This is a genomic window from Vibrio sp. F13 (assembly GCF_020806305.2).
GTDB lineage: Bacteria > Pseudomonadota > Gammaproteobacteria > Enterobacterales > Vibrionaceae > Vibrio > Vibrio crassostreae_C.
In genome coordinates, this window is the sequence record NZ_CP170176.1 from 1,352,751 (window position 1) to 1,375,505 (window position 22,755).

General features: G+C 45.0%; 24 protein-coding genes. 6 read left to right on the plus strand and 18 right to left on the minus strand.

The genetic code is table 11. The features are described 5' to 3' along the window. Positions 1-137: 137 nt before the first annotated feature. Positions 138-2,258: an anaerobic ribonucleoside-triphosphate reductase gene (gene nrdD, locus LMH68_RS20885; protein WP_137001491.1), complete on the minus strand. Its 2,121-nt coding sequence runs from the start codon at positions 2,256-2,258 to the stop codon at positions 138-140. 303 nt (positions 2,259-2,561) lie between these two features. On the opposite strand from nrdD, the gene LMH68_RS20890 reads away from it, so the two are divergent. Next, entirely contained in the window at positions 2,562-3,437 is an 876-nt protein-coding gene (locus tag LMH68_RS20890; RefSeq protein WP_229647503.1) for an endonuclease/exonuclease/phosphatase family protein, read from the plus strand. A 163-nt stretch (positions 3,438-3,600) separates the two neighbouring features. On the opposite strand, the gene LMH68_RS20895 is transcribed toward LMH68_RS20890, so the two are convergent. The 5 genes from LMH68_RS20895 to LMH68_RS20915 all read right to left on the minus strand — a co-directional run bounded on the left by LMH68_RS20895 (position 3,601) and on the right by LMH68_RS20915 (position 7,628). Then, positions 3,601-4,032 carry a YeeE/YedE family protein gene (locus tag LMH68_RS20895; RefSeq protein WP_016787649.1) on the minus strand — a complete coding sequence of 144 codons (432 nt, stop codon included), beginning with the start codon at positions 4,030-4,032 and terminating at the stop codon, positions 3,601-3,603. Further along, positions 4,032-4,493, minus strand: coding sequence for a YeeE/YedE family protein (locus tag LMH68_RS20900; protein WP_010429747.1), 462 nt, complete (start codon positions 4,491-4,493; stop codon positions 4,032-4,034). Before LMH68_RS20900 ends, LMH68_RS20895 begins: the two co-directional genes overlap by 1 nt. Positions 4,494-4,701: 208 nt before the next feature. Next, a complete protein-coding gene (locus tag LMH68_RS20905; protein WP_229647502.1) occupies positions 4,702-5,934 on the minus strand; it encodes a glycosyltransferase in 1,233 nt (410 codons plus the stop codon). Positions 5,935-6,043: 109 nt separating this feature from the next. Next, entirely contained in the window at positions 6,044-6,508 is a 465-nt protein-coding gene (locus LMH68_RS20910; protein ID WP_029235379.1) for a GNAT family N-acetyltransferase, read from the minus strand. A gap of 22 nt (positions 6,509-6,530) precedes the next feature. Continuing rightward, positions 6,531-7,628 carry a ketoacyl-ACP synthase III gene (locus tag LMH68_RS20915; RefSeq protein ID WP_017060124.1) on the minus strand — a complete coding sequence of 366 codons (1,098 nt, stop codon included), beginning with the start codon at positions 7,626-7,628 and terminating at the stop codon, positions 6,531-6,533. 122 nt (positions 7,629-7,750) lie between these two features. Here LMH68_RS20915 and trxC point away from each other — a divergent pair, with 122 nt between their 5' ends. Then, positions 7,751-8,185: a thioredoxin TrxC gene (gene trxC / locus LMH68_RS20920; RefSeq protein WP_017060125.1), complete on the plus strand. Its 435-nt coding sequence runs from the start codon at positions 7,751-7,753 to the stop codon at positions 8,183-8,185. Positions 8,186-8,287: 102 nt separating this feature from the next. Here the strand turns inward: trxC and LMH68_RS20925 are convergent, their stop codons facing one another. Further along, the gene (locus LMH68_RS20925; RefSeq protein ID WP_229647501.1) at positions 8,288-9,967 is read right to left on the minus strand and encodes a GMC family oxidoreductase; all 1,680 of its coding nucleotides are present in this window, start codon (positions 9,965-9,967) and stop codon (positions 8,288-8,290) included. Further along, positions 9,960-11,564, minus strand: a complete 1,605-nt coding sequence (locus tag LMH68_RS20930; protein ID WP_017060127.1) for a long-chain-fatty-acid--CoA ligase — start codon at positions 11,562-11,564, stop codon at positions 9,960-9,962. Before LMH68_RS20930 ends, LMH68_RS20925 begins: the two co-directional genes overlap by 8 nt. Before the next feature lie 369 nt (positions 11,565-11,933). Between LMH68_RS20930 and LMH68_RS20935 the strand changes: the two genes are divergently transcribed. Next, positions 11,934-12,959: an AraC family transcriptional regulator gene (locus tag LMH68_RS20935; protein WP_229647500.1), complete on the plus strand. Its 1,026-nt coding sequence runs from the start codon at positions 11,934-11,936 to the stop codon at positions 12,957-12,959. A gap of 57 nt (positions 12,960-13,016) precedes the next feature. Here the strand turns inward: LMH68_RS20935 and LMH68_RS20940 are convergent, their stop codons facing one another. Next, the gene (locus tag LMH68_RS20940; protein ID WP_017060129.1) at positions 13,017-13,256 is read right to left on the minus strand and encodes a hypothetical protein; all 240 of its coding nucleotides are present in this window, start codon (positions 13,254-13,256) and stop codon (positions 13,017-13,019) included. Here LMH68_RS20940 and LMH68_RS20945 point away from each other — a divergent pair. Beyond that, a complete protein-coding gene (locus LMH68_RS20945; RefSeq protein ID WP_029235229.1) occupies positions 13,228-14,379 on the plus strand; it encodes an MFS transporter in 1,152 nt (383 codons plus the stop codon). The two genes, LMH68_RS20940 and LMH68_RS20945, sit on opposite strands and share 29 nt — an antisense overlap. A 134-nt stretch (positions 14,380-14,513) precedes the next feature. On the opposite strand, the gene LMH68_RS20950 is transcribed toward LMH68_RS20945, so the two are convergent. Next, a complete protein-coding gene (locus LMH68_RS20950; protein ID WP_229647499.1) occupies positions 14,514-15,407 on the minus strand; it encodes an AraC family transcriptional regulator in 894 nt (297 codons plus the stop codon). Between the two features lie 50 nt (positions 15,408-15,457). Between LMH68_RS20950 and LMH68_RS20955 the strand changes: the two genes are divergently transcribed. After that, positions 15,458-16,855 (plus strand): MATE family efflux transporter, encoded by a 1,398-nt coding sequence (locus tag LMH68_RS20955; RefSeq protein ID WP_136978233.1) that lies wholly within the window; start codon positions 15,458-15,460, stop codon positions 16,853-16,855. A gap of 108 nt (positions 16,856-16,963) precedes the next feature. Here LMH68_RS20955 and LMH68_RS20960 read toward each other — a convergent pair whose 3' ends face one another. Both LMH68_RS20960 and LMH68_RS20965 read right to left on the minus strand, forming a co-directional pair. Then, on the minus strand, positions 16,964-17,359 hold the full coding sequence (locus tag LMH68_RS20960) for a nitrous oxide-stimulated promoter family protein (RefSeq protein ID WP_017060975.1): 396 nt from the start codon (positions 17,357-17,359) through the stop codon (positions 16,964-16,966). Positions 17,360-17,362: 3 nt separating this feature from the next. Next, positions 17,363-17,878: a GNAT family N-acetyltransferase gene (locus LMH68_RS20965; RefSeq protein WP_017067858.1), complete on the minus strand. Its 516-nt coding sequence runs from the start codon at positions 17,876-17,878 to the stop codon at positions 17,363-17,365. A gap of 97 nt (positions 17,879-17,975) precedes the next feature. On the opposite strand from LMH68_RS20965, the gene LMH68_RS20970 reads away from it, so the two are divergent. Further along, positions 17,976-18,185: a DUF2986 domain-containing protein gene (locus LMH68_RS20970; RefSeq protein ID WP_017060973.1), complete on the plus strand. Its 210-nt coding sequence runs from the start codon at positions 17,976-17,978 to the stop codon at positions 18,183-18,185. A gap of 114 nt (positions 18,186-18,299) precedes the next feature. On the opposite strand, the gene LMH68_RS20975 is transcribed toward LMH68_RS20970, so the two are convergent. Genes LMH68_RS20975 through LMH68_RS21000 form a run of 6 tightly spaced genes read right to left on the minus strand, consistent with a single transcriptional unit; the run spans position 18,300 to position 22,697 of the window. Beyond that, the gene (locus tag LMH68_RS20975; RefSeq protein WP_229647498.1) at positions 18,300-19,223 is read right to left on the minus strand and encodes an ABC transporter substrate-binding protein; all 924 of its coding nucleotides are present in this window, start codon (positions 19,221-19,223) and stop codon (positions 18,300-18,302) included. 2 nt (positions 19,224-19,225) lie between these two features. Next, positions 19,226-20,101 carry a metal ABC transporter permease gene (locus LMH68_RS20980; protein ID WP_065206162.1) on the minus strand — a complete coding sequence of 292 codons (876 nt, stop codon included), beginning with the start codon at positions 20,099-20,101 and terminating at the stop codon, positions 19,226-19,228. Continuing rightward, positions 20,101-20,835 (minus strand): metal ABC transporter ATP-binding protein, encoded by a 735-nt coding sequence (locus LMH68_RS20985; RefSeq protein ID WP_017070975.1) that lies wholly within the window; start codon positions 20,833-20,835, stop codon positions 20,101-20,103. The genes LMH68_RS20980 and LMH68_RS20985 overlap by 1 nt, the downstream gene beginning before the upstream one ends. Further along, positions 20,835-21,770: a metal ABC transporter solute-binding protein, Zn/Mn family gene (locus LMH68_RS20990; protein ID WP_104216034.1), complete on the minus strand. Its 936-nt coding sequence runs from the start codon at positions 21,768-21,770 to the stop codon at positions 20,835-20,837. Before LMH68_RS20990 ends, LMH68_RS20985 begins: the two co-directional genes overlap by 1 nt. Positions 21,771-21,786: 16 nt before the next feature. Then, a complete protein-coding gene (locus LMH68_RS20995) occupies positions 21,787-22,365 on the minus strand; it encodes a DUF6162 family protein (RefSeq protein WP_029235381.1) in 579 nt (192 codons plus the stop codon). Continuing rightward, on the minus strand, positions 22,362-22,697 hold the full coding sequence (locus LMH68_RS21000) for a hypothetical protein (protein WP_229647497.1): 336 nt from the start codon (positions 22,695-22,697) through the stop codon (positions 22,362-22,364). Before LMH68_RS21000 ends, LMH68_RS20995 begins: the two co-directional genes overlap by 4 nt. Positions 22,698-22,755 lie beyond the last annotated feature (58 nt).

A 22,755-nucleotide genomic window follows, 5' to 3' on the forward strand; every position in this document is an offset into this window, starting at 1 on the left:
CGTGATTACTTAATAGTTTGAGAAGATGTGTTGTAAAAGCTGAAACGAAAGAATTGGTATCGACATAACGCCGATACCAATCATATTTCTTGAAACGTAGCTCTTCTAAATAAGCTAGCTAATAATCTTAGAGCTTACTAAAGATGCTTCACTCGGCGTTTAACTTCTTCTTGCTTACCGAAGTTAAATGGTCGTGCATCTGGGCTACCAAGGTAACCACAAACACGGCGTGTTACCGATACTTTGGTTGAGTCGTGGTTGCCACACTTAGGACACGTAAAGCCCTTACTAGTACAGTCAAATTCACCGTTGTAACCACATTCGTAGCACTCATCAATCGGCGTATTTGTACCGTAGTAAGGAACACGTGTGTAGCTGTAGTCCCATACGTTTTCTAGTGCTTCGATGTTCTTCTGCATGTTCGGGAACTCACCGTAACAGATGAAACCACCACTAGAGATTTCAGGATAAGGCATCTCAAAATCGATCTTGTCGTATGGGTTCACTTTCTTCTGCACGTCTAAGTGAAAGCTGTTGGTGTAATAACCACGGTCTGTTACGCCATCAATCACACCAAACTCTTTGGTGTCGATGCTGCAGAAACGACTACATAGGTTTTCACTTGGTGTGCCGTATAGGCTGAATGCATAACCTGTCTCTTTGGTCCAAGATTCTACTTCACGCTTCATGTACTCCACTAGCTCAAGCGCTTTAGCACGCGTTTCGCCATCATCGTACAAGTGAACGTCTGTGCCGTAAAGCGCAGTCATTGCTTCGTGGATACCAATGTAACCAAGAGAAACAGAAGCACGGCCGTTCTTGAAGATGTCTGCAATAGAGTCGTCTGCTTTCAAGCGAACGCCACACGCACCTTCCATGTATAGGATTGGAGCAACACGCGCTTTCACGTTTTCTAGACGAGAAATACGAGTTTCTAATGCACGACGAGCCAGCTTGAGTTTATCATCAAGCAGTTCGTAGAACTTAGCCATATCTTGTTTTGCGTTAATCGCAATACGTGGCAAGTTCAAGCTAACAACACCTAAGTTGTTACGACCTTCGTGAATCAACTCACCATTTTCTTCGTAAGTATTCAAGAAGCTACGACAACCCATAGGAGTTTTAAATGACCCTGTCACTTCTACTACTTTGTCGTAGTTAAGAATGTCTGGGTACATACGCTTAGACGCACACTCTAGCGCTAATTGCTTGATGTCGTAGTTTGGATCTTGCTTCTGGTGGTTCAAACCATCTTTGATCGCAAATACCAGTTTAGGGAACACGGCTGTTTTACGGTTCTTACCCAAACCTGCAATGCGGTTTTTCAAGATTGATTGCTGAATCAATTTCGAGCCCCAGCTTTCACCTAAACCAAAACCAAACGTCACGAATGGTGTTTGACCATTAGCGGTGTGCAGCGTGTTTACTTCGTACTCCAGAGATTGGAACGCGTCGTAACACTCTTTCTCTGTGCGAGAGATAGCAAAAGCTTCTGGGCTATGAATGTCCCACTCTTTCGCTAGCGATAAGTGCTTCTCGTAGCTCGCCATAACGTAAGGTTCAAGAACCTCATCGATGCGGTTAATCGTTGTGCCGCCGTAGATGTGACTCGCCACTTGCGCGATGATCTGCGCGGTTACCGCTGTCGCCGTAGAAATAGACTTAGGTGTGTCGATTTCCGCGTTACCCATCTTGAAGCCATGCGTTAACATGCCTTTCAGATCGATAAGCATGCAGTTAAACATTGGGAAGAACGGTGCGTAGTCTAGATCGTGGTAGTGAATATCACCACATTCGTGAGCATGTACGATATCACGTGGCAAAATGTGAGTTTTCGCATAGTGTTTAGCCACGATACCCGCCAGCAGGTCACGCTGAGTTGGGATTACTTTGCCATCTTTGTTCGCGTTTTCATTGATTAGATCAACGTTGCTTTCTTCGATCAAACCTTCGATCTCACGAGTTAAAGCGCTTTGCTTCTCACGGGCGATGTCGCGGTCATGACGATATTCAATGTAGGCACGAGCCAGAGACTTGTATGGTCCCTGCATTAGCTCGTTCTCGACCATGGTTTGAATTTCAGAGATATGAACTTCATCGTAGTCTTCGAGCTTCAACTCAACTGCTAATGCCACATTCAGTGCATAAATAGCAATTTCCTTATCGGCTTTGTCTGATGCTGCTTCCACTGCAGCTTGGATGCGATCTCTACTGAATGGAGCTCTTGAGCCATCACGCTTGATTACGATTGATTTCACCACTTCTCCTTACTCTTGAGGTATTCACAGACTTATCCACAAACACACTATATAGAGCGATTTATCGTTTAACTAACACTAGATATTGTGGCGTATTTAACGAGAACCACCAACTTTGAGTATTGATTTGGATCAATAAAAAGAGAACGCTGACTAAGATCAATTCAATATTATTACGCTAGTTCTCAAGTCGAAAAGAAACAATGTAACAATAAAAAAACTCCTAAAAAGAGTTGAATTTTTGGTAAGTGTTGTAGGATAACGGCTCATCAATATTGGCAGACAAAATTAGGGATATTTGGCATGAAACGACTTCAAAACTGGATAATGTTAGGCTGCTTACTCAGTAGCCAGACATTTGCTGAACCTTTGACCATATCCAGTTGGAATATCGAATGGTTATCAACCAACGAGGCTGTGAATAAGTTTTCTGACAAACGTGATCAAGCTGATTTCGACAAACTCGCAACTTATTTTCAATCCTTAGACGCAGACGTGGTTGCGTTTCAAGAAGTCGATAACGTAAATGCCATTCAGCGTGTGGCTGGTGATCAATACAAGATATTGATGTCTGACCGGACGCTATCTAAGAACAGCAACCGCCAATTTAAAGAAGTGAACCAATACACGGGATTTGCAGTTCGTAAAGGAGTAGCCCTCACCGACTACGCTGACTTTCCGCTTGAAACCACATCCAACAGTAAACTTAGGTTTGCCAGCTATATCGTTGTAGAAACAAACTTTAAACCCATTCACATGTTGTCTGTGCATTTAAAGGCAGGTTGTAGCGGAGCGTATAAGTCCAACCGCGATTGCTCTCGTTTAAAAGAGCAAGCTCAGCAACTGAACAAGTGGATAAAGCAAAGAGAGCGCAATAACGAAGACTACGCCATTCTTGGCGACTTTAACCATAACCTCGCTTACTCACGAGATTGGATGTGGAAAGAGTTATCACAATATACTGATGCGCAGTTAGCGACACGAAAGACCCGTGCAGATTGTAAGGTACGCTCTAACCGCAACAATTATCGCACACATCAGTTCCGCTCTGTTATTGATCATATTGTGGTGAGTGAGTCGCTAAATGCTTCTCCTGCAAAGCAGAAGGTATTTGAAACACAAGATGTTCTGGACTACAAACTCAGTGACCACTGCCCAGTTTCAACGACTATTAAATAGTAGATTTTAGATAACAGCAGATTGTAGATAACTGAAAATAATAGAAACAGTAAATATAGAAAGAGGCTGACTGACTTTCGTGCTGAAAGCGAGTCAACCTCTATGCTTGGTCAGCTCAGAACGGATAACGTCAAAGCCAATGTAATCAGCTATAAGCTTGCTACTAACACGTTTTGTTCATACGATCCGCCAGCCACATTCCCACCAGCATGCTTATCATAAACACCCACACCGTCGGGTTGCCGCCACTTAGGCTGGTTACCGCAGGGCCTGGGCAAAAGCCTGCAATCCCCCAGCCTAAGCCAAACGCTGTAGATCCAAGAATCAGCTTTCTGTCTATCAACGGATTGTTACGGCTATCTAACGGCTCGCCATTGATGGCTTTAGCGCGCTTTTTAATGACCAGATGATAAAACGGTGCAAAGACCAATAGCGCGCCACCCATGACGAATGCCAAACTAATGTCCCAGTTACCGGTAATGTCTAAGAAGCCGAGTACCTTCTCAGGATCAACCATCCCTGAGATGATCATGCCAGAGCCAAAAAGAATACCTGCGACCAAACCGATAACGATAGTAAATGAAGCGTTTTTCATTATGCCCCCAAGCCAGTCAGATTCTTGATAAACACGGTTACGATTGCCACACCCATAAATACACAGGTCGCAACAATAGAACGTTTAGATAAACGAGCCATTCCGACAATGCCATGCCCGCTAGTACAACCGTTCGCTGTTTTAGTACCAAAGCCCACCAGAAGGCCAGCAATAATCACTAAAGCGAGATTCATCTCTTCTAACTGCGGAAGTTGGTAGCCCGTCGGAATTAATAGCCAACCACTTGCGACCATTCCCACAACAAAGGCGATACGCCAGTGTTTTTCGGTGTTTGCTGTATCCGCATCTTTACGTTCTTTGTTGCTGGTGCCAGTTGGCAATAATCGGCTGACAATGCCACTAATGCCAGCAACTCGACCAATCCCCAACATTAAAACAATGGCCGACACGCCTAACAACATGCCGCCGAAAAAAGCATCCCAAGGAATCAAACTAAGCACAAACCTCTCCTATCCACAAACATCATAAACTCATAACAACCTATAAGTTAGAGTTTACTAATAAATATAAATTAGTCAATGCTAATGTACTGCGAGTATGTGTCGTTTTGTAAGTCTGGAATTAACAAGCGCCCTGCATGAAAAAGCCCCTAGGCGTTAACCTAAGGGCTTATGATTTAATTCGGTTGTATTGGTTGTATTATGTAAGCTACTTAGTCTTGTTCTTTTCAGCTATCCACTGGGACATATACTTCGTGCTCGCCATGCTGTGGTGTTTGAGCATCGAACCAAAGAAGTTATCCAGTCGATGAGATTCAAGATCCGACTCTAACGCAATCAATCGCTCAATCAATGTGTCGCCCAGTTTATTCTGCTCGTAGTGCGCTTCAAGGATTGAATGACATCGGCTTTGTGCCTTAAGCCACTTCTCTTCATCTTTATAAAGGGCAACTGCAGCTTCAACAAATTCGTCGATATCATCAGCAACCGCACCTGGCCATTGCAGTTCTCCTTGTGGCAACATGCCTTCGCTGCCGATTTCACTGGTCACGTTCGGAGTCTGTAGCTTCATCGCATCAAGTAACTTGCCTTTAATGCCTGCGCCAAATCGTAAAGGTGCAACACACACACGAGCCTGCTCCATCACTTCTTGAGCGTCTTTCGCCCAACCTTTGATATGGAAGCCAGTTTTAGGGTTATGCAAAGCGGTTGCTTTTGGCGGCGGATACGATCCATAAATATGAAGTTCAGTGTCAGGTAACTGTTTACGAATCTTCGGCCAAATCTTCTGTAGCTGAAGTACGGCATCCCAGTTCGGTGCGTGTCTAAAGTTGCCTATCGTCATGAAATGCTTACGTTCTTCAAAGCTTTTCGTGCTTTCAGGAAGCGTATTAAGATCAACCATGAACGGCAGATGATGAAGCAGTTTGGGATCGATATTGAACTCAGATTGAAGCAGTTCCATCTCGTAACTTGAAATGATCAACGAAAGATCACAGCGCAAAATCGCGGCAATTTCACGTTTAGCCAAGTCACTGTACAAGTGTGCTTTGGTCAGATCTGTTTCTTTCTTAACCGCTTCGTGTCGAGCATTACGCAGAAACTGTAAGTCTTCCGTATCCAGTAACTTAAAGGCATTCGGGCATACTTTCTCGACACGCCAACCAAACTGTTCTTCCATCATAAAACGGTCAAACATCACAACATCGGGCTGCAGCTCTTCAATGTAATCGTCAAAGCTATCGCAATTTAACTGTATAGATTGGCTTGTGATGCCCTCTTCAGAGAGATCAATCATGTGCTCGGTTTCTTGAGCGGGTGTTGCAAATTCAACTGACCAACCTTGTCTCTTAAATAGACGTAAAAGAGACATCATATGGCTGCCAGCCGCCGATGAATTCGGTTCTGGCCAAACGTAGCCAATTGCAAAAACTTTCTTCAAAACACTTCCTAAGAAATAACAAAAGGGACTAACTTAGCCCCTAATAAAACGTTTATCGATCGTGGTCGACTTATATCGCTGATCATAATGAGTTTTAATCACTCGGCGATCAGATTCGCTCACCTACATTGCGAGCTATCATAAGCACTTCATCGGCTGAGTAAAAGTTTGAAATCGTGGTTTCGACTTGAGCGCCCAATGTCGACTGATAGAGCTTTTGTGCAAAGTTATCTGCTCTGGTCGTCACTAGCACATGTTTTAGTGTCGAGCCCTGCTCTGATAGCTTCTGCTTCACTTGAGGCAAAGAGTCTAGAATCAGCTTTTTGCCCAATCCTTGCCCCTGAGCACTCGGTAACACAGCAAGTTGTTCTAGCTCCAAAACAGCTTCAGGCCTAAACCCACTCTTTTGAACCCAAATAATGTAGCCGACAATCTCGCCATCGCTTTCAGCAACAAAGTTAAGAAAGCGTGGCGCAGCATTTAAGTTACATTGTAACCAATTTTTTGAGTTTTGCTGTCGAACAAAAGTAGCTTGGTGAACTAAAGCCGCTCCATCGAGGTCGGCTTCTGTCATAAAACGAACTTGGGCCATGCTGCTACTCATTCTCAGAATTAGGACGCGTTTTACAGTGTAAAATGGCTCTCTCTAGAAGTTCTAATGCCGAGCTATCTGCTTCTGGAAGCTTAGCGTCCGATTGACCTAACGGATCAACACGGCTACCCCACTTAATATGGCCTGCCCCCCAAGTTAAACCGGCACCGAATGCCGCCACAAGGATGTTTGAGTTCGGTTTAACAAAGCCTTGCTCTAACGATTCACACAATGCAATTGGCACAGTCGCAGCCGACGTGTTGCCATAGTTTTGAATGTTCACAAACGCTTTCTCACGTTCAATGCCCGCCATATCACACAGAGTTTGAATAATTCGGATGTTCGCTTGGTGCGGAATCACAACATCGATGTTTTCAGTTGAGATGCCAGTGCGACTCAATACTGTATGTGCTGCAGCGCCCATTCCTTTCACTGCACGCTTGAAGATCTCTTTACCAACGAAATCAAAATCCCAGTAACCGTTATCAGCAGCAAAGCGGTCCATAGACGTACCGAATTTTGGTACTGCTAGAATGTCACGGCCCTCTGCGTCACAACCGATTTGAGCTTCTTGTAAACCCACTTGTTCTTCAGTACGCGATAAAACCACAGCGCCAGCGCCATCACCGAATAGAACCGCAGTATCACGCTTGGTCCAGTCGATGAAGAATGAAAGACGCTCTGCACCCACAACGATCGCATTGCGGTAGTTGCCCGCTTGAATCAATCGAGTTGCTGTTTCAACACCGTAGATAAAGCCTGTACACGCTGCATTAAGGTCAAAAGCTGCTGCGCTCTTGATGCCTAAGTTCTGTTGAACTTTAGACGCGGTATTTGGAATAAGAGAGTCTGGACTGCATGTCGCTACGATCACAAGATCGATATCTTCGGCTGTTAAACCAGCACACGCCATTGCATGTTGAGCAGCAACGGTCGCTAGCTCAGAGGTATTTACATGACTGATACGACGATTTTCGATACCAGTTCGAGTACGAATCCACTCGTCAGACGTATCAATGAAAGTGCTTAAATCATCATTGGATAGCACGGCTGGTGGCAGACACTTTCCCCAGCCCGTAATTTCAGCGTAAAATTTTGTCATCATTTACCTGTTTATTGTTTGTTTTTATTTGAGTATCTTATTCTTGTTTTAAACAGTATAAGCGTTCCGTACATGATTCGTAAATCGCGTTAGGCACGGAGACGCAATAAAAAGAGAAAGTTATGTCTACATTCAACACACGTTGCCCTTCTTGCGGTGGCGTAAACCGAGTTCCTTCAGAAAGAATTTCAGAAAGCCCTACTTGTGGTAAGTGCAAAAACGCACTTCTAGACGGTGCACCAATCGAAGGTACGTCACTGAATTTCCAATCAATTTTGAACAGTTCACAGCCTGTCGTTGTCGATTTTTGGGCGACATGGTGCAACCCATGTGTAGGTTTCGCACCTGTATTTAGCGATGTCGCTAAAGAGCGCGCTGGCGATGTTCGATTTGTTAAAATTGATACCGAAGCTCAACAGCAACTGGCGGCTATGTATCAAATCAGAAGCATCCCAACGGTGATGGTGTTCAAGAACGGTCAACGTGTTGATACGATTAACGGTGCACTGCCAAAAGGTCAATTTGATCAGTGGCTTAATCAAGCACTAACTAAGTAATACTATTGGTTAAGCTATTGATTTAGCATTACTTAATTCTAAGTAAGCACACAAAAATAGGTTAGAGAGTCTTACCAAATCAAGACTATCTAACCTACTGTTTTATTTATGGTTATCACTTAACTTCTTGAATAAAACTACAGCTTCGCCTTTCGCTTGAATATTAGATTCTTGCTTGCCAAACCCGTATTGCTGTTTGATTTGATCTGCGACTTTCTCAGCAATCATAATGGTTGGTGCATTGGTGTTTGCCCCAATCAGTGTCGGCATCACAGAAGCATCAATGACTCTCAAATTATCCAATCCATAAACTTTGAGATCTTTATCTACCACAGCTAAAGAATCGCTACTAGGTCCCATTTTACAGGTCCCGATCGGGTGATACTGAGTGTCTGCACGATTGCGAATATCTTGCTCGATAGCCTTGTCATCACTGGCGTCCACAGGGTAGAAAGCATTGCCTCGGATATCATCAAACGCGGAACTCTCTAACATTTGATACTGCTTCTTCCAGCCCTTAATCATGATCTCCATGTCTTCAGGATGACTGAAAAACGCAGGATCGATCTTAGGCGGATCATAGGGATCATTACTATTGAGCGTTACGGTGCCGTAGCTCTTCGGTCGCAATAAGGTGACATGAGAGGTAAAGCCATGACTGGTATGAATTTTTCTAGCATGGTCATCTACAACAGCGACCACAAATACAAACTCTAAATCCGGTACAGCGATATGATCTTCGGAACAGAGAAAGCCTATTCCCTCTGCAAAATTACTGCTCATTTTACCGCGGCGTTCTTTGCGCCATAGTGGTAAGGCTTTGGTCATTTCAGAGGCCATTTGCAGCGAGATACCAAAAGTTTCACGCTTTTCACTGCATTTATACGAATGTACTAAGTCGATATGATCTTGAAGGTTCTTGCCCACTCCAGGTAATTCATGAACTTGTTCGATGCCATGCACCTCTAGTTCAGTTTGAGCACCGACACCAGACAGTAGTAGCAATTGCGGAGAACCAAACGCGCCAGCAGATAGAATCACCTCTTTGTTGCATTGGATCTGATAACGCTTGCCGTTAGATCCATATTCAACGCCAACCGCTTTCTTTCCTTCAAATAAGACCTTATGTGTGGTGGCTTTAGTCACGACCGTGAGATTCGATCGTGAAAGGTTTGGCGTTAAGTAAGCCTTGGCAGCACTGCATCGTTCACCATTCAGCTGTGTTACCTGCGTCGGCATCGCCCCAAACTGAGCAGCGCCGTTAATATCCTCATTGCGAGGTACACCTATCGATTCACACGCCGTTAAATAACGTTCCAACATAGGGCTTGGCGATCTAAGATTGGCCACATTAAGAGGACCACCTTGGCCATGGAACTCATCTTGGTGGACTTCGTTGTTTTCTGCTTTCTTAAAGTAAGGCAAACAGGATTCATAGTTCCAGCCAGCATTGCCCAAGCTTTCCCATCTATCGTAGTCATAGCGATGTCCACGAGCGTACATCATGGCATTGATAGAGCTAGAACCGCCAAGTGTCTTACCTCTAGGCTGATAGCCTTTACGACCGTTCAAACCCGGCTGTTCAACCGTTTCGAATGCCCAATTATTGAGTTTGGTTGGCATCATCGCCACCACGCCAACGGGTGTGTGAATGAATGGGCTGGTGTCTTTACCACCCGCTTCTAACAAGCAAACCGTCACATCAGGATCTTCCGACAGCCGAGAAGCCATCACACACCCAGCTGAACCACCGCCAACAATAATAAAATCATAACTATCCATTTGCCATCTCCGCTATTTCTAGTGGGTGTAACTCACGCTTCAAGATTTTTCCGGTTGCTGTCATGGGTAAGGCTTTACGAATGAATACCTTACGCGGGTATTTGTAGTCGGCGAGTTGCTCACGACACCATGCTATCAAGGCGGCACTATCACATTGCGTATGTTCGTGAAGAACCACATGCGCGTGGATCTCCTCGCCTAAATGTTCATGATGCTCGCCTACCACCGCGACCATTTCGACATCGGGGTGACACATCAACACTTCTTCGACTTCACGTGGATAAACGTTGTACCCACCACGAATAATCATGTCTTTAACACGGTCAACAATGAACAAATTGCCATGCTCATCGACGCGACCGATATCTCCCGTTAAGAACCAACCATCACGAATAGATTCAGCTGTCGCCTCTGGCCTTTGATAATAGCCTTTCATCACACTTGGGCTTTTAATACAGACTTCGCCGAGTTCACCCATAGCGACAGAGTTGCCTTGTATATCAGTAATCTTGATGAGGTGGCCACATAAAGGCTGACCGACACTACCCGATAAACGATCGCCATCAATATGATTAAAGGTCGCAACCGGCGCCGTTTCCGAGAGCCCATAACCTTCTAAGACTGGTAATTCAAAACGAGATTCAAACTGTCGTATAACCTCAAGCGGCATAGAAGCACCGCCAGAAACACCTAACCTCAAGCTGTGTTTAACCTGTTCAGAGCGTTTGCTTGTGTTTTCTAAACTATCAGAAGACTCTTCTCCCGCCTTTAATAGCGCGATATACATAGTAGGAACACCCGCAAACACGCTGACTTTATGGCTAATGATCTGTTCAATAACCAATGACGGTTCAAAACGAGGAATCAACACCATGGTGGACCCTGTTAGCACACTCGCGTTCATCATCACCGTCTGACCGAAGCTATGGAATAAAGGCAGTGTAGCCATTGTGGTGTCGCTGTACTCCAATCTCATTAGATACTGTGACGACATCGCATTGGTTTGCATGTTGGTGTGGGAAAGCTCAGCCCCTTTTGGTTGACCCGTCGTGCCAGAGGTATAAAGGATCACAGCGGTATCATCGCCATGACAAGCCACAGACTCAAAAGGAGTAAAAGGTTGTGCCAACCAATCAGCGATTGATTCATGCTCCTCATTACTTTCTAAAGTAGTGTCTGTGTTTGTTGGGATAGGCATCTCGACAAAGTGTTCACAGTGGTTTGCCTGCTCAAAACCTTGTAAACCATAGCGACCAATTGGAAGCTCTTCACTGCCGTCAAAACATAAATAGGCCTTCGCGTTAGAGTCATTAAGGTGATAAGCGATCTCTCTGGCCTTGAATAGCACGTTCAAAGGCACGACTACACAACCCGCTTTTAGAATCCCGTAATAGGCTATCGGAAAGTAAGTCACGTTCGGGCATGACAACGCTACCTTATCTCCGTTCTGCAACCCAAGTCTTTTCAAGTTAGCAGCCACGTTTCCAGAAAGTTGTTCTAACTGAGAAAAACTGATTTCATCCGATCCCATACGCAGAGCGGCTTTAGTTGGAAAAAGCGAAGCGCTACGCTCCAAATTAACAGCAAGATTGTGCATCCATGATCTCCTTGTGCGGCTTAGACCTGTTTGTGACGGTCACCGTAGACGTTCTAATCGTTGTAATAAGTCTCTTTCTTGTCATCACGAGCCTGCACATTGGTGTGTCATGTAGATAAGAGTCGTTATTGAGCAAAATGTTTGAGACGCTCCAATGTGCAGCCCAATAAATTACAACATTTCTATAACATTTCGAACAGGTTTCAAAAAGACAAAAACCGGTGATATTCGGACACAGCCTGCGCTAGCCCAATAAAACCTTGCACACATAAACCAAAATTTGGAACAAGCTTGCGAAAGTGAGAACAAGCAACAGGCGTAAATGTTAAAAGTTCGGTTAAGATATCGATATTCAACAAGAGGCAGCTTATGGAATACACCGCAGTTTACGAACCCGACATGCAAGCATTCGGCATTCTGGATCTTCAGTTGCTGCATCGTTACCTGTCGCCTGTTCTCAGTATCGAAGAGTTGCTCGAAGGCAGTAACATCGATGCTCTCCAACTCAACACACCCGATACACACATCACTTTGGCGCAAAAGCTTGCTGTGTTCAGTAATGCGTTAGCGAATTCCAACGAAGACGGATTGGGGCTTAAAGTTGGCCAACAAGCGAGGTTCAGCGATTTCGGCGTGCTCGGTTATGCGGTGTTTAGCAGCGAAACACTACTCGATGCCTTTTTAATCGGGTTTAAGTATCTGCAACTTGCTGGCCCTGTCCTCAGGAAAACCATGTCTGTAGAAGACAACATTGGTTACTTTCGCGCAGAGCAACTTATCGAACTCGATTCTTTACTGCCCTTTTGTTGTGAATACTGGTTCGCAGCGATACACAGTTTGTGCGAAGAGGTCTTACAGAAGCCCTTTCCTTCTCAAGTGATCCGCTTCCCCTATCCAAAACCTGAATACGGCGATCTATACACAGAGATTTTCCGCTGCCCGGTTGAATTCAATAGTGACCGGCTTGAATGGGAGTTCGACGCAACCACCTTGTATTCATCTCTTCCTACCGCCAACCCCATCACTTTACAGATGTGCTTAAAATCGTGTGATGACATGTTGGCAAAAGTCAGTGCACCCAGTAGCCTCAAAGAGAAAGTCTCTCAGATGCTGATTGAAAGGCCAGGATGTTACCCTTCTATAGAATCCATTTCTTCAGAACTGGGCATGTCTTCTCGAACTCTGCGTCGTCACCTGAAAGCAGCGGATACGAGCTATCAGAAGATACTGGACCATGTTCGCTTTCACCTTTCCCGGCACTACCTTTCTTCAACTCGAATGAGTATTGAAGAGATATCTGAACGAGTTGGCTTTTCTGATAGCGCTAACTTTCGTCATGCCTTTCGTAAGTGGAGTGGTAACTCGCCACGTCAATACCGTAAAGAAACGGTCTAACACTTAAAATCCCACTCAATCCAAATCATAAAAAGACAATCACGCTGCAATCTTTTTCTAAATTAAACCACCAATGAACAACGGCTTAACGACTTTTTGCCCGCATAAAATCTCGCCAAACCACCAAATATCGCAACCGTATTTTAGTTTAGTTGGTCGATAAATTTCTTTTATCTTAACGACCATTTTTATTTGTTTTACCCAATTCAGTTTCTCCCCCATAGTCGCGGAAAATTCATCGTTTCTTTTACTATCAGAGGCTCCTGCATTGGACAACATCCAACCAACAACTCGCATAACTGTTCCTGTTATTGCATTGTCTTTTTACGCGATCGCTTCAGGCTACTTAATGAGTTCATTACCATTAATGCTGTCTGAGTATGGCTTAGACAAAGATCTATCGAGTTGGTTAGCGAGTGCATTCTATGCAGGTCTACTGGCTGGTACATTATTGATTGAACGTGCCATTGCGCGTGTTGGCCACAAAGATGCGTTCGTCATCGCATTGAGTGTGTTCATCGCAACGATCCTTGTATTGCCATTGATCCCACACCAAGCAGTATGGCTACTAGCTCGCTTTGTGGCTGGTGTGGCGGTTGCAGGTATCTTCGTGATTGTAGAGTCTTGGCTAATGAGCGGCGACGAGTCACAACGCGCAAAACGTCTCGCTATCTACATGTGTTCACTGTACGGCGGTTCTGCAGTTGGTCAGCTTGGTATCGGTTACTTAGGTATTACTGGTGGCGTACCTTTCATCGCAATGTTCACCCTTCTGTTTGGTGCGATCATTGTGCTGATGTACGGACAAGCAACTCCACCACAGATCCACGATGCGCAATCTTTGTCTTTAAAGCAGATCAGCAAATTAAGCCACAGCGCGCTAATTGGCTGCATTGTTTCCGGATTAACGCTAGGTGCGATTTACGGCTTGATGCCAGTTGAACTTGCTCAACGTAACATTGCACACGAAGACATTGGTGGTTTGATGGCTTTGGTTATCATGGGTGGTATGGCTGTACAGCCGATGGTGACTTGGTTATCTCACCACGTAGGACAAGTGTTATTAATGGCTCTGTTCTGCCTGCTAGGGGTTGCAAGCATTGGTGTGCTGACTATCAATCACGATTTCTACGTACTAGGCATGAGCTTGTTCGTATTAGGCATGGCCACATTTGCGCTATACCCAATCGCGATTAACTTAGGTTGCCGTAACCTTGACCCAAGCTACTTGGTGTCAGTGACTCAAATCATGCTACTTTGCTACAGCATCGGTTCTGTTGCGGGACCAATCGTTGCAGACAGCTTTATGGATTCACAAGCAGGATTGTTCACTTACCTGTTCGCGTCTCTACTTGCTACAACGATCTACATGTTGATTGCTAGCCTAAAGCGCTCTCACCTACAGATTGCAGGCGAGTAAGCTTAAATAGACAGACACTAGATGCGTGTCATTAGGGCTCCGAGTTCAGACTTTATGTCTAAGCGAAGGGCTCTTTTCAACTCATGCCTATATGTAACCTTCTTCTCCCACACTTCTCATTTCATCGTGCAAGGCTAACCAAGAAGTCGATGGCTCTTTCGATATTGACTGGGTGACAAACCGAAATGCTTTTTGAAACGATGCGAAAAGTTATAAGGATCTTTGTAGCCTAAGCGATTAGCAATCATAGAAACTGACCAATCTTGATATTTCAGTAGACTGGTGGCTTTGTCCATGCGTAATTGAATCAATTTACTGCGTGGTGAGAGGTTGAATAGCGTCTTGGTGACTCTATTGAGTTGCTCTTCACTGATAAACACTCTTTCAGCCATCCCTGCCACTGTCCATGGCTGATGCAGACTACTTTCAATTTCGTTATAGAGCGCTTGAACACGTTCAGTGGTGCTGGTCGACTTAGGCTCAAACCCCGTCAATGTTCGGATAATTTCACTCAAGAGTAACTTACGGTAACTGGCTCTACCGCCTATCTCAAAGTAAACCAAGTTCATTAATGACCAGATCTGCTCACACTCTCCAAAAGGCACAATCCCCTGTCCTAAACTTGCTATGTGCTGCCATTGCTTGGTGTCAGGCGTCAGCATCCACGCCATTTTCCAATAATTATATTGAGGATCGAGTTCAAAACGAAATGGGGTTTCAGCAGGAAGCACCACGAGTGTATAAGGTGTAATCGCTTGGACCGATGTTGCGGTTGTTAGAATGCCGCCACCTTCCATAGTGAAAATCAACGTATGAACATTAACGGATTCGCGCTCAACCCAGTAGCCATCATATAGCTTCGCCATGCCGCCCATATAGACACCAAAGCTTTTCATCTCTGGAATATCTTCAACGGTCAAAAAACGTTCTTTGCACTGTTCAGCGAGAAAAACATCATCATGCCAAGTTGATTTTGGTCTCATTGAATCAATGACGGATTCGCACAGGTTTTGTTGTTTTTTAAACATGTTGTTACTTCGCTCAAATCACTATAGTTCTGCCATAAATCGGAGAGCTTATGACAACTAACATCAACCCTAACTCATCTATGAATAACAAGCCAGAGAGCATCTTACCTCGTATCGTTAAACTGGGTTTACCTGTTGCTTTACAAAGTGCGCTTGTCGCTATTCTTGCCCTTGCTGACGTATTAATGGTCAGTGATTATGGTATGGAAGCAGCTGCGGCTGTGGGAATTGCATCAAAATGGCACTTCGTTGCTATTATGATTATGGCAGGGTTGGCCTCAGCAAACGGAACATTAGTCGCTCAATACTGGGGAAAGAACGACCGAAAAAGCGCGCGAACGGTATCATCTATCGCAATGGTGTTTGGCTTAAAAGTTCTGCTGCCTGTTACTGCAATCATCACTCTTGGTTCTCAGTTTTTAATGATGTTGCAGACCAGCGATCAAACCGTGATTGAACTTGGCGCGACTTACCTGTGGTATGGATTCCCTGTCCTTCTGCTGACTCACATTGTGGTCGTGGTAGAAGCAAGCATGCGCTCATCAGGTGACACCGTAACCCCGCTACTATTAGGCGCGGTGACCATTGCACTCAACATTGCGCTTAACTTCGTTCTAATCAAAGGTGCCTTTGGTATTCCCGCTATGGGCGTAGCAGGTGCAGCACTAGCGACGACACTCGCTCGCGCAATTCAAGTCGGCTTGATGTATAGCTACATGCGCATGCGTAAACATTGGTTGTTAACCACGCCTAGCTCACCACATCGTCCATCATTGTGGCTATCTTACCGTCGTATTGCTTTGCCACTAACGATGAATGCCGTGTTATGGGCAATGGGTACTATGGCATACCAAATGATCTTCGGTCACATGGGCACAACGGAACTTGCTGTGTTCTCTATGCTCGCGCCTTTTGAGTCGCTGTGTTACTCGATATTCTTTGGTATTTCTGTAGCGTGTTCCGTGTTGCTTGGTCACTCACTCGGTCGTGATGAGTTTGATGACGCTATGAGTATGGGTCTGACGTTCATCAAAGCCGTGGTTGGTTTTGGTGCGGTTGTAGGCTTGCTATTGTTTATGGGTAAAGAGCACGTTCTGTCATGGCTAAACCTGACCAAAGACGCTTTATACCCGCTTGCTTCACCTGCGATGATGATCATGTGCTTTGCGGTCGTGATTCGCATGCTCAACATGGTGATCATTAACGGTATTATTCGTGCTGGTGGTGATAATGCGTTCTGCCTTCGCATGGATTTCATCGCGATGTGGATGGTGGGCATTCCAGTATGTGTTTACGGCGCGTTTGTCGCTGAATGGGACTTTAAATACATCTATGGTCTAATGTTGGTAGAAGAAGTCGTGAAATTGACCATCTGTTCACACCGTTACTTGAGCCGACGCTGGATCAACAACCTAACGGTGACCTACGAAGAGCCTCAAGCGGCGTAAGTTTCAGTTACCTGGCTATATTCAAACTTAGATAAAACGTATCTACATAAAAAAGGTCTGAGAAATCAGACCTTTTGCATTTCTTTAGAAATTACTTTAAAGCGCCACTTACTTCTTGTTCATTCGGATATGGCGGTTCGACACATTCGGCAACGGCTTTTCAGGCACTTTCCGTTTCTCATGAATCAGATGTCGAATCGCTAATATCGGATGCTTAAGTAGCATTCTTGGCCCGGCATAGCGCATCACCAATCGCATTTGCTCTTTCGGGTCTGGTTTATAGCAATGAATCGGACACTTATTACAGGTCGGTTTTGCTTCGCCATAAGGACATCTATCCAGTCGTGTTTCGGCGTAACGCAACAGTTGCTCACACTCCTCACATAACGCGTTATTCTGACGAACTTCACCGTGGTGATCTTTGCAATAGATGTGCACCATCGCAATAACGGTTTTGTACTCCGTTGCGAGCTCACCTTGTAGAATATTGTTATGTTGGAACATGTTTTAATTACCTAATGAGAAACCGTACAGGTTGAGATTAACGCTTTCGCTTATCACATCTTCAACTCGCTCGAACACAAAGCCTAACTTAGTCAGTAGTGTGATACTTCGAATGTTATCAGAGGTAGTGATGGCAACTAAATGATCGATATCAGCATTCTGCTTAGCTTGTTCAATTATCGCCTCCGCGGCTTCTTGGGCAAAGCCTTGACCATAAAACTCAGGAGCAAACCCGTAGCCAATATCATGCGACGCTAAGGTGTCTCTTTTTATTAATCCGCAGATACCAATTGGCGTTGAAGTTTCTTTGATTTCAACCATCAACAAACAGACACCCTTCTCTTCATGCATCTTAAGAATGTTGTTTTCAATGTACTCGACAGCCTTTTCAGTGTCGTTGATTTCCTTATCACCAATGTAACGCAGGAAATCTTCTGAGCTGTATAGTCGTTGAATAAACGCCGCATCTTGAGGTGTGATCATTCTTAATCTTAAACGTTCGGTCTCGACTGACTGCATAGTGATATTTTCCTTGCTGAATACCATGTAAATATTGAGTTCTAGAGCTAAAATGATTATCCTCCACCGCCTAAACTAAATACAAGGCTATGCAGCAATGAACCGTAAGAAAAAAATCAATCAAATTCTAAAAAAGAAGCAGAAACAGGCGAATTCTAAACTGCATAGTAGCAACAAGCCTCGCTACATCTCTAAAGCTGACCGTGCAAAAATGGAAGCTGAAGAACAAGCGAAAGCAGCTCAAGAGCAAGCTGAAGGTTCAGTAGAAGCAACTGTTGAAGCTGAAGAGACAAAAGCTGCAGAGTAAGTTTATACTCGCAGTCCTCTTGTCTGACACTCTTTTCAGAGCCAACAGACAAGAACAAAAAAGCAGCCTCAAATTGGGCTGCTTTTTTGATCCTACCATTTTTAATCGCGCTGGTTAGCCTTTGAATGGCTGCACTTCCCAACGGGCAAACGGTGCTTTTGCGTTGATTCCCGCTCTGCCCCAACGATCAACAGAATCCACTACCAAGATACGCTCATTCGGTACCAATGATTTAATCAAGTTGCTTGGCTTTTTCGCTGTAACTAACCATAGAGCATCATCTTCCGAAAACATCTCTTTAAGCTTGGCTTTGTCCTGCTCTGTCCATTCCAGTTCAGCTTTGAACATGCGTTCTTCAACAAACAGTTGGCTGCCAGAGGCGAAATCTTCCAAGCTTTCTGAAAGCAACAATACTGAATCTACGTCATTGTCGAGCAATACTGCTTGCTGCTTGTTGATCAGTTCACGAACATCCAACATCACACGTTGTAAGTTGCTATCAATCGTTTCAGCTTGCGCAGGCCACAACAACTTAAAGTCATCAGCCACAATTGCCGCCATACGCGTTAGATTGGTTGGGTTTAACCACGCGTATTTAGACACTTCACCATTTGATAACGTCAGCGCAGCTACACCTTGCGCGCGCGGTGTAATCGCTTGAGCCGCATCCACTTCAACCAAACGGATATTGCCCTGTCTTGCGTATACAAACGTAGGGTCGGCTTGCCAGATCGATGACAACGTTACCGCAACGGTCGCCTTTTCACCCGATTGAAGCACTTTACTCGCACCCTTGGTACCAAACCAATTCGGCAGACGGTCAATACCGTAGCGCTTAGGTGGTAGATATTCGGTCGTAATGTCCGTGCCTTTGGTTAGCTCTGTCGCCAATGCATAAGTCACAGGTGTACTGGTTAGGATGTCTTCTGCATTCACGTTCAGTGACATCACAGAACCAGCCATTAATACACTACCAAGCACACCTACTTGAGCCGTTGCTTTTACTGAGCTAGCGATACGATTCATTAAACAAGTCATGATTACGCCTTTCTTACAATTCGGTATAGCGTTGCTGCTAGGAAAAACGTTGCAGAAACGATGATGATTGAAGCGCCCGATGGCACTGGCAGTTTGAGTTCCATAGGCAACACGGTTCCAACCAAACATGCGATGGTTGCGAGTAATGCCGACAAGAGAACAAAGCTCCCCATACGTTTAGTTAACAATCGAGCGGTCGCACCTGGAATCAACAATAACGCACCAACCAGAACAGCACCTACGATCTTCACCGCTGCAATCGTCACTAAGGTGATCATCATGACAAACAAGTAGTCGTAGAAACTGGTGTTATAACCACGAACCTTGGCAATATCAGGGCTGATACAGGTTAGAAGAATACGGTTGAACGTCGGTATCAAGAGCAAAATAATGATCGCGCAGCTGCCTGCGAGAATCGCTAAGTCTTGGTCTGTTACCGTCAAAATCGAACCAAATAGTACGTTCTCAAGCATGTGGATGTTGATCTTACGCGCCACGTACATCAGCAATGCCGCACCCACTGCCAGTGCTAAAGCAAGGAAAACGCCAACTAAAGTATCGTATGGCACATTGGTTCTGTTTCTTACAAAGTGAAGAAGCAGCGCGAAGATCATACAGAAGCTAAACAGACCAATAATTGGGTTTTCTGGTGGCTCGCCAAGCAACACACCTATAGCGATACCGGTTAATGCCGCGTGGCCTACCGCTTCAGAGAAGAAAGCCAAACGCTTAGCAATCACCAAAGTACCCAGGCCACCTAACAGAGGACCAAGTAGTAACGCTGCAACCAAAGCATTGACCATGAAGGCATACATGAAACTGTCTGATAACCAGCCCGCTTCCACGCCACTAATGGCTAGTTGTCGTAACCAATCCATTACGCAACCTCCTTCGATTTGGTCATCGCAGAGCCACTGCTGTAGTGCTGGAACAGGCTCTCGATTTTACTTGGGTGTAAGACTTGTTCGTGTGGGCCACTATCAACCAAGAATCGATTCACAACATGTACGTTCGCTTCGAGTCGACGCACTGCCGTGACATCGTGGTGTACCGCAAGGATCGTACGACCTTCACTAACACATTCACGAATTAACGATTCAAGATAACGAACGCCCTGCTCGTCCATACCCGTGGTTGGTTCATCCAACACCAGTAGACTTGGGTTATCTAATAGCGCTTGGGCAAACAGCACGCGTTGCTGCTCACCACCCGACAACTGTCCCATTCTGCGATCGCTACGAGTCGCCATACCCACACGATCCAATTGCGCGAGTGCGAGATCCAACTGCTTAGACTTACGACGCCAAAATAGCGGAATTCGAGTTTGGTTAAGCAACACGAAATCCATGACAGTCAAAGGCAAGCTCGATTCGAAGGTCGCTTTTTGTGGAACATAACCGATACTTGGCTTTTCTGGCCAATGAATATTGATTTGCCCAGAGAAAGGCGTCAAACCAAGAACAGAGCGTAGCAGAGAGGTTTTACCACCGCCGTTTGGCCCCATGATTACATGGCACTCACCCGCTTTAAGTTCTAGTGAGATATCGTCAAGAATGACGTTGTTGTCATATTGCAGACCGAGTTGATTGATTGAAATCGATGGACCTAACATTATGCGTTCCCGCTTTTAGCTTGGTTCGCCGCCGCAAATTTCATTGCTTCGATTAATGTCTCGAGATTCTTCTGCATCTCAACTTCGACTTTGTCGTCTTCATATTCGCCATGCGTCATGTGAGAGAAACGGTAAAGCTGAACACCCGTTTCCGCTTCAATCGTGTCAACAAAACGGTTTGGCATGTTTAGCTCGTAGAACAACACATCAATGCCCGATGCGCGGATCTTTTCGATCGTTTCTTGCAACTGGCTCGCACTTGGTTCAACACCGTGTGCAGGCTCAATCACCGCCGCAACATCCACACCAAATTCTTGAAGGATGTAGCCATACGCATTGTGCGTGGTCGCCACCTTCATACCTGAAGTATCTAACTCACCTAATGACAACATCGCATCGCGCTTCATAAAGCGAAATTGCTTTGCGTATTTACGTGCATTCTTACGATAAAAAGCCGCGTTGTCAGGGTCGAGCTTAGAGACCTCACTCGCGATGGTGTAAACCTTTTGAATTGTTGTCGAAAGCCCAACAAAGGTATGTGGGTTAACGGCACCTTGACCAACAGACTGACCAAGAGCAGGAAGTAGAGGCACTTCTTTGTTTGCTTCGATCACGACTAGGTCATCACGTTGCGCGGCTGAAATCACTTTAAGCGCGAAGTCATCGTGACCAATACCGTTTACCACGATGGCGTCCATCTGGCTCAATCTCTTCAAGTCGTTCGGTTGTGGCAAGTAGTTATGCGGATTAAAGCCGGCATCAACCAAAGGAAGGATGTTCACTTTGTCGCCTACTACTGCTTTTACGTAGCTGTAGTAAGGTTGAAGCGTGATACCAATCGTCAGCTTGTTGCTGTCGATCTTATATTCTTTTGCCAATGCATTGGGTGCCATGAACACCGCTAATAACGACATGAACAGAGTCATAATTCGCATAGTAATTCTCTTATTATTAGTGAGCATCGCTTTCATGATGCTGTTCAATTTCTGATTCGTTCACGACCATTTTCCAACCCGTAGACTCTAGCGTGTGTTGGTCAAAAGTAGCGGGCTGTTTCGCTACACCGCCCAAGAAGATCCAGATTTCAGGAGAAACGCTGTTCGCATTTAAAATAAAGGAATCCGCAAAACCATGATCGGTAGGCGTAGCTTGTTCACTTGGAGTAGAAAAGTAATAACCACGCTCGTCCAGTACCCAAGCATGAGAACCTTTGCGCTTCCAACTCTGATCTTCTACAAACGGGGCAACCCATTCATCTTTAAGTGATGCAACACTCGGCCATTCACCATCTGAGTCCATGCGCAGGTCACGGATTTCTTCATGCGCTAAACGCAGCTCTGATAGCATCGCCAAGTTTTCTTGTTCAACATCAGTCACTAGAATTTGATGATCAAGCACTGCTTTAACGTGGGATTCAGCCTGATGAAATGGGATTGCGACAGTTGCAAAGCAAAGGATGAACACAATGATCAGTCCTACCCATTTGCCCTCTCTGCCGCCCGTATCAGCACGTACGCTTTGAATCATCATTTTTCACTGATCTCTACAACATCAACTTCAACTGGAAACTCATGACCTGAATCGAACACAAGGTAGAACTCAGTGTCAGGATGTGGGAATTCAACGATAGAACGTTTATCTGTCATCTCTTTTGCAATCAAGTTGTCTTCGTAATCGTACATCTCAACTGCGTAATCAATCGCTTTGCTGCCATCCGAATAACCCGCTTCACAAGCAACAGTCTTACCTTCAAACCAGCAGCTTATCAGTGGAAAGTGTGCTTGCGCAGGTAATGCAGCGAAACCAAGTCCCAATGCTAAGCAAGGAGTCATTAAAGCGTTAAGTTTTGTTTTTATTGTCATGGTTCGTACCCTAGCCACAGTGCAAATTCTCAGAAGTAAACTGAGCGATAAAGGGCTC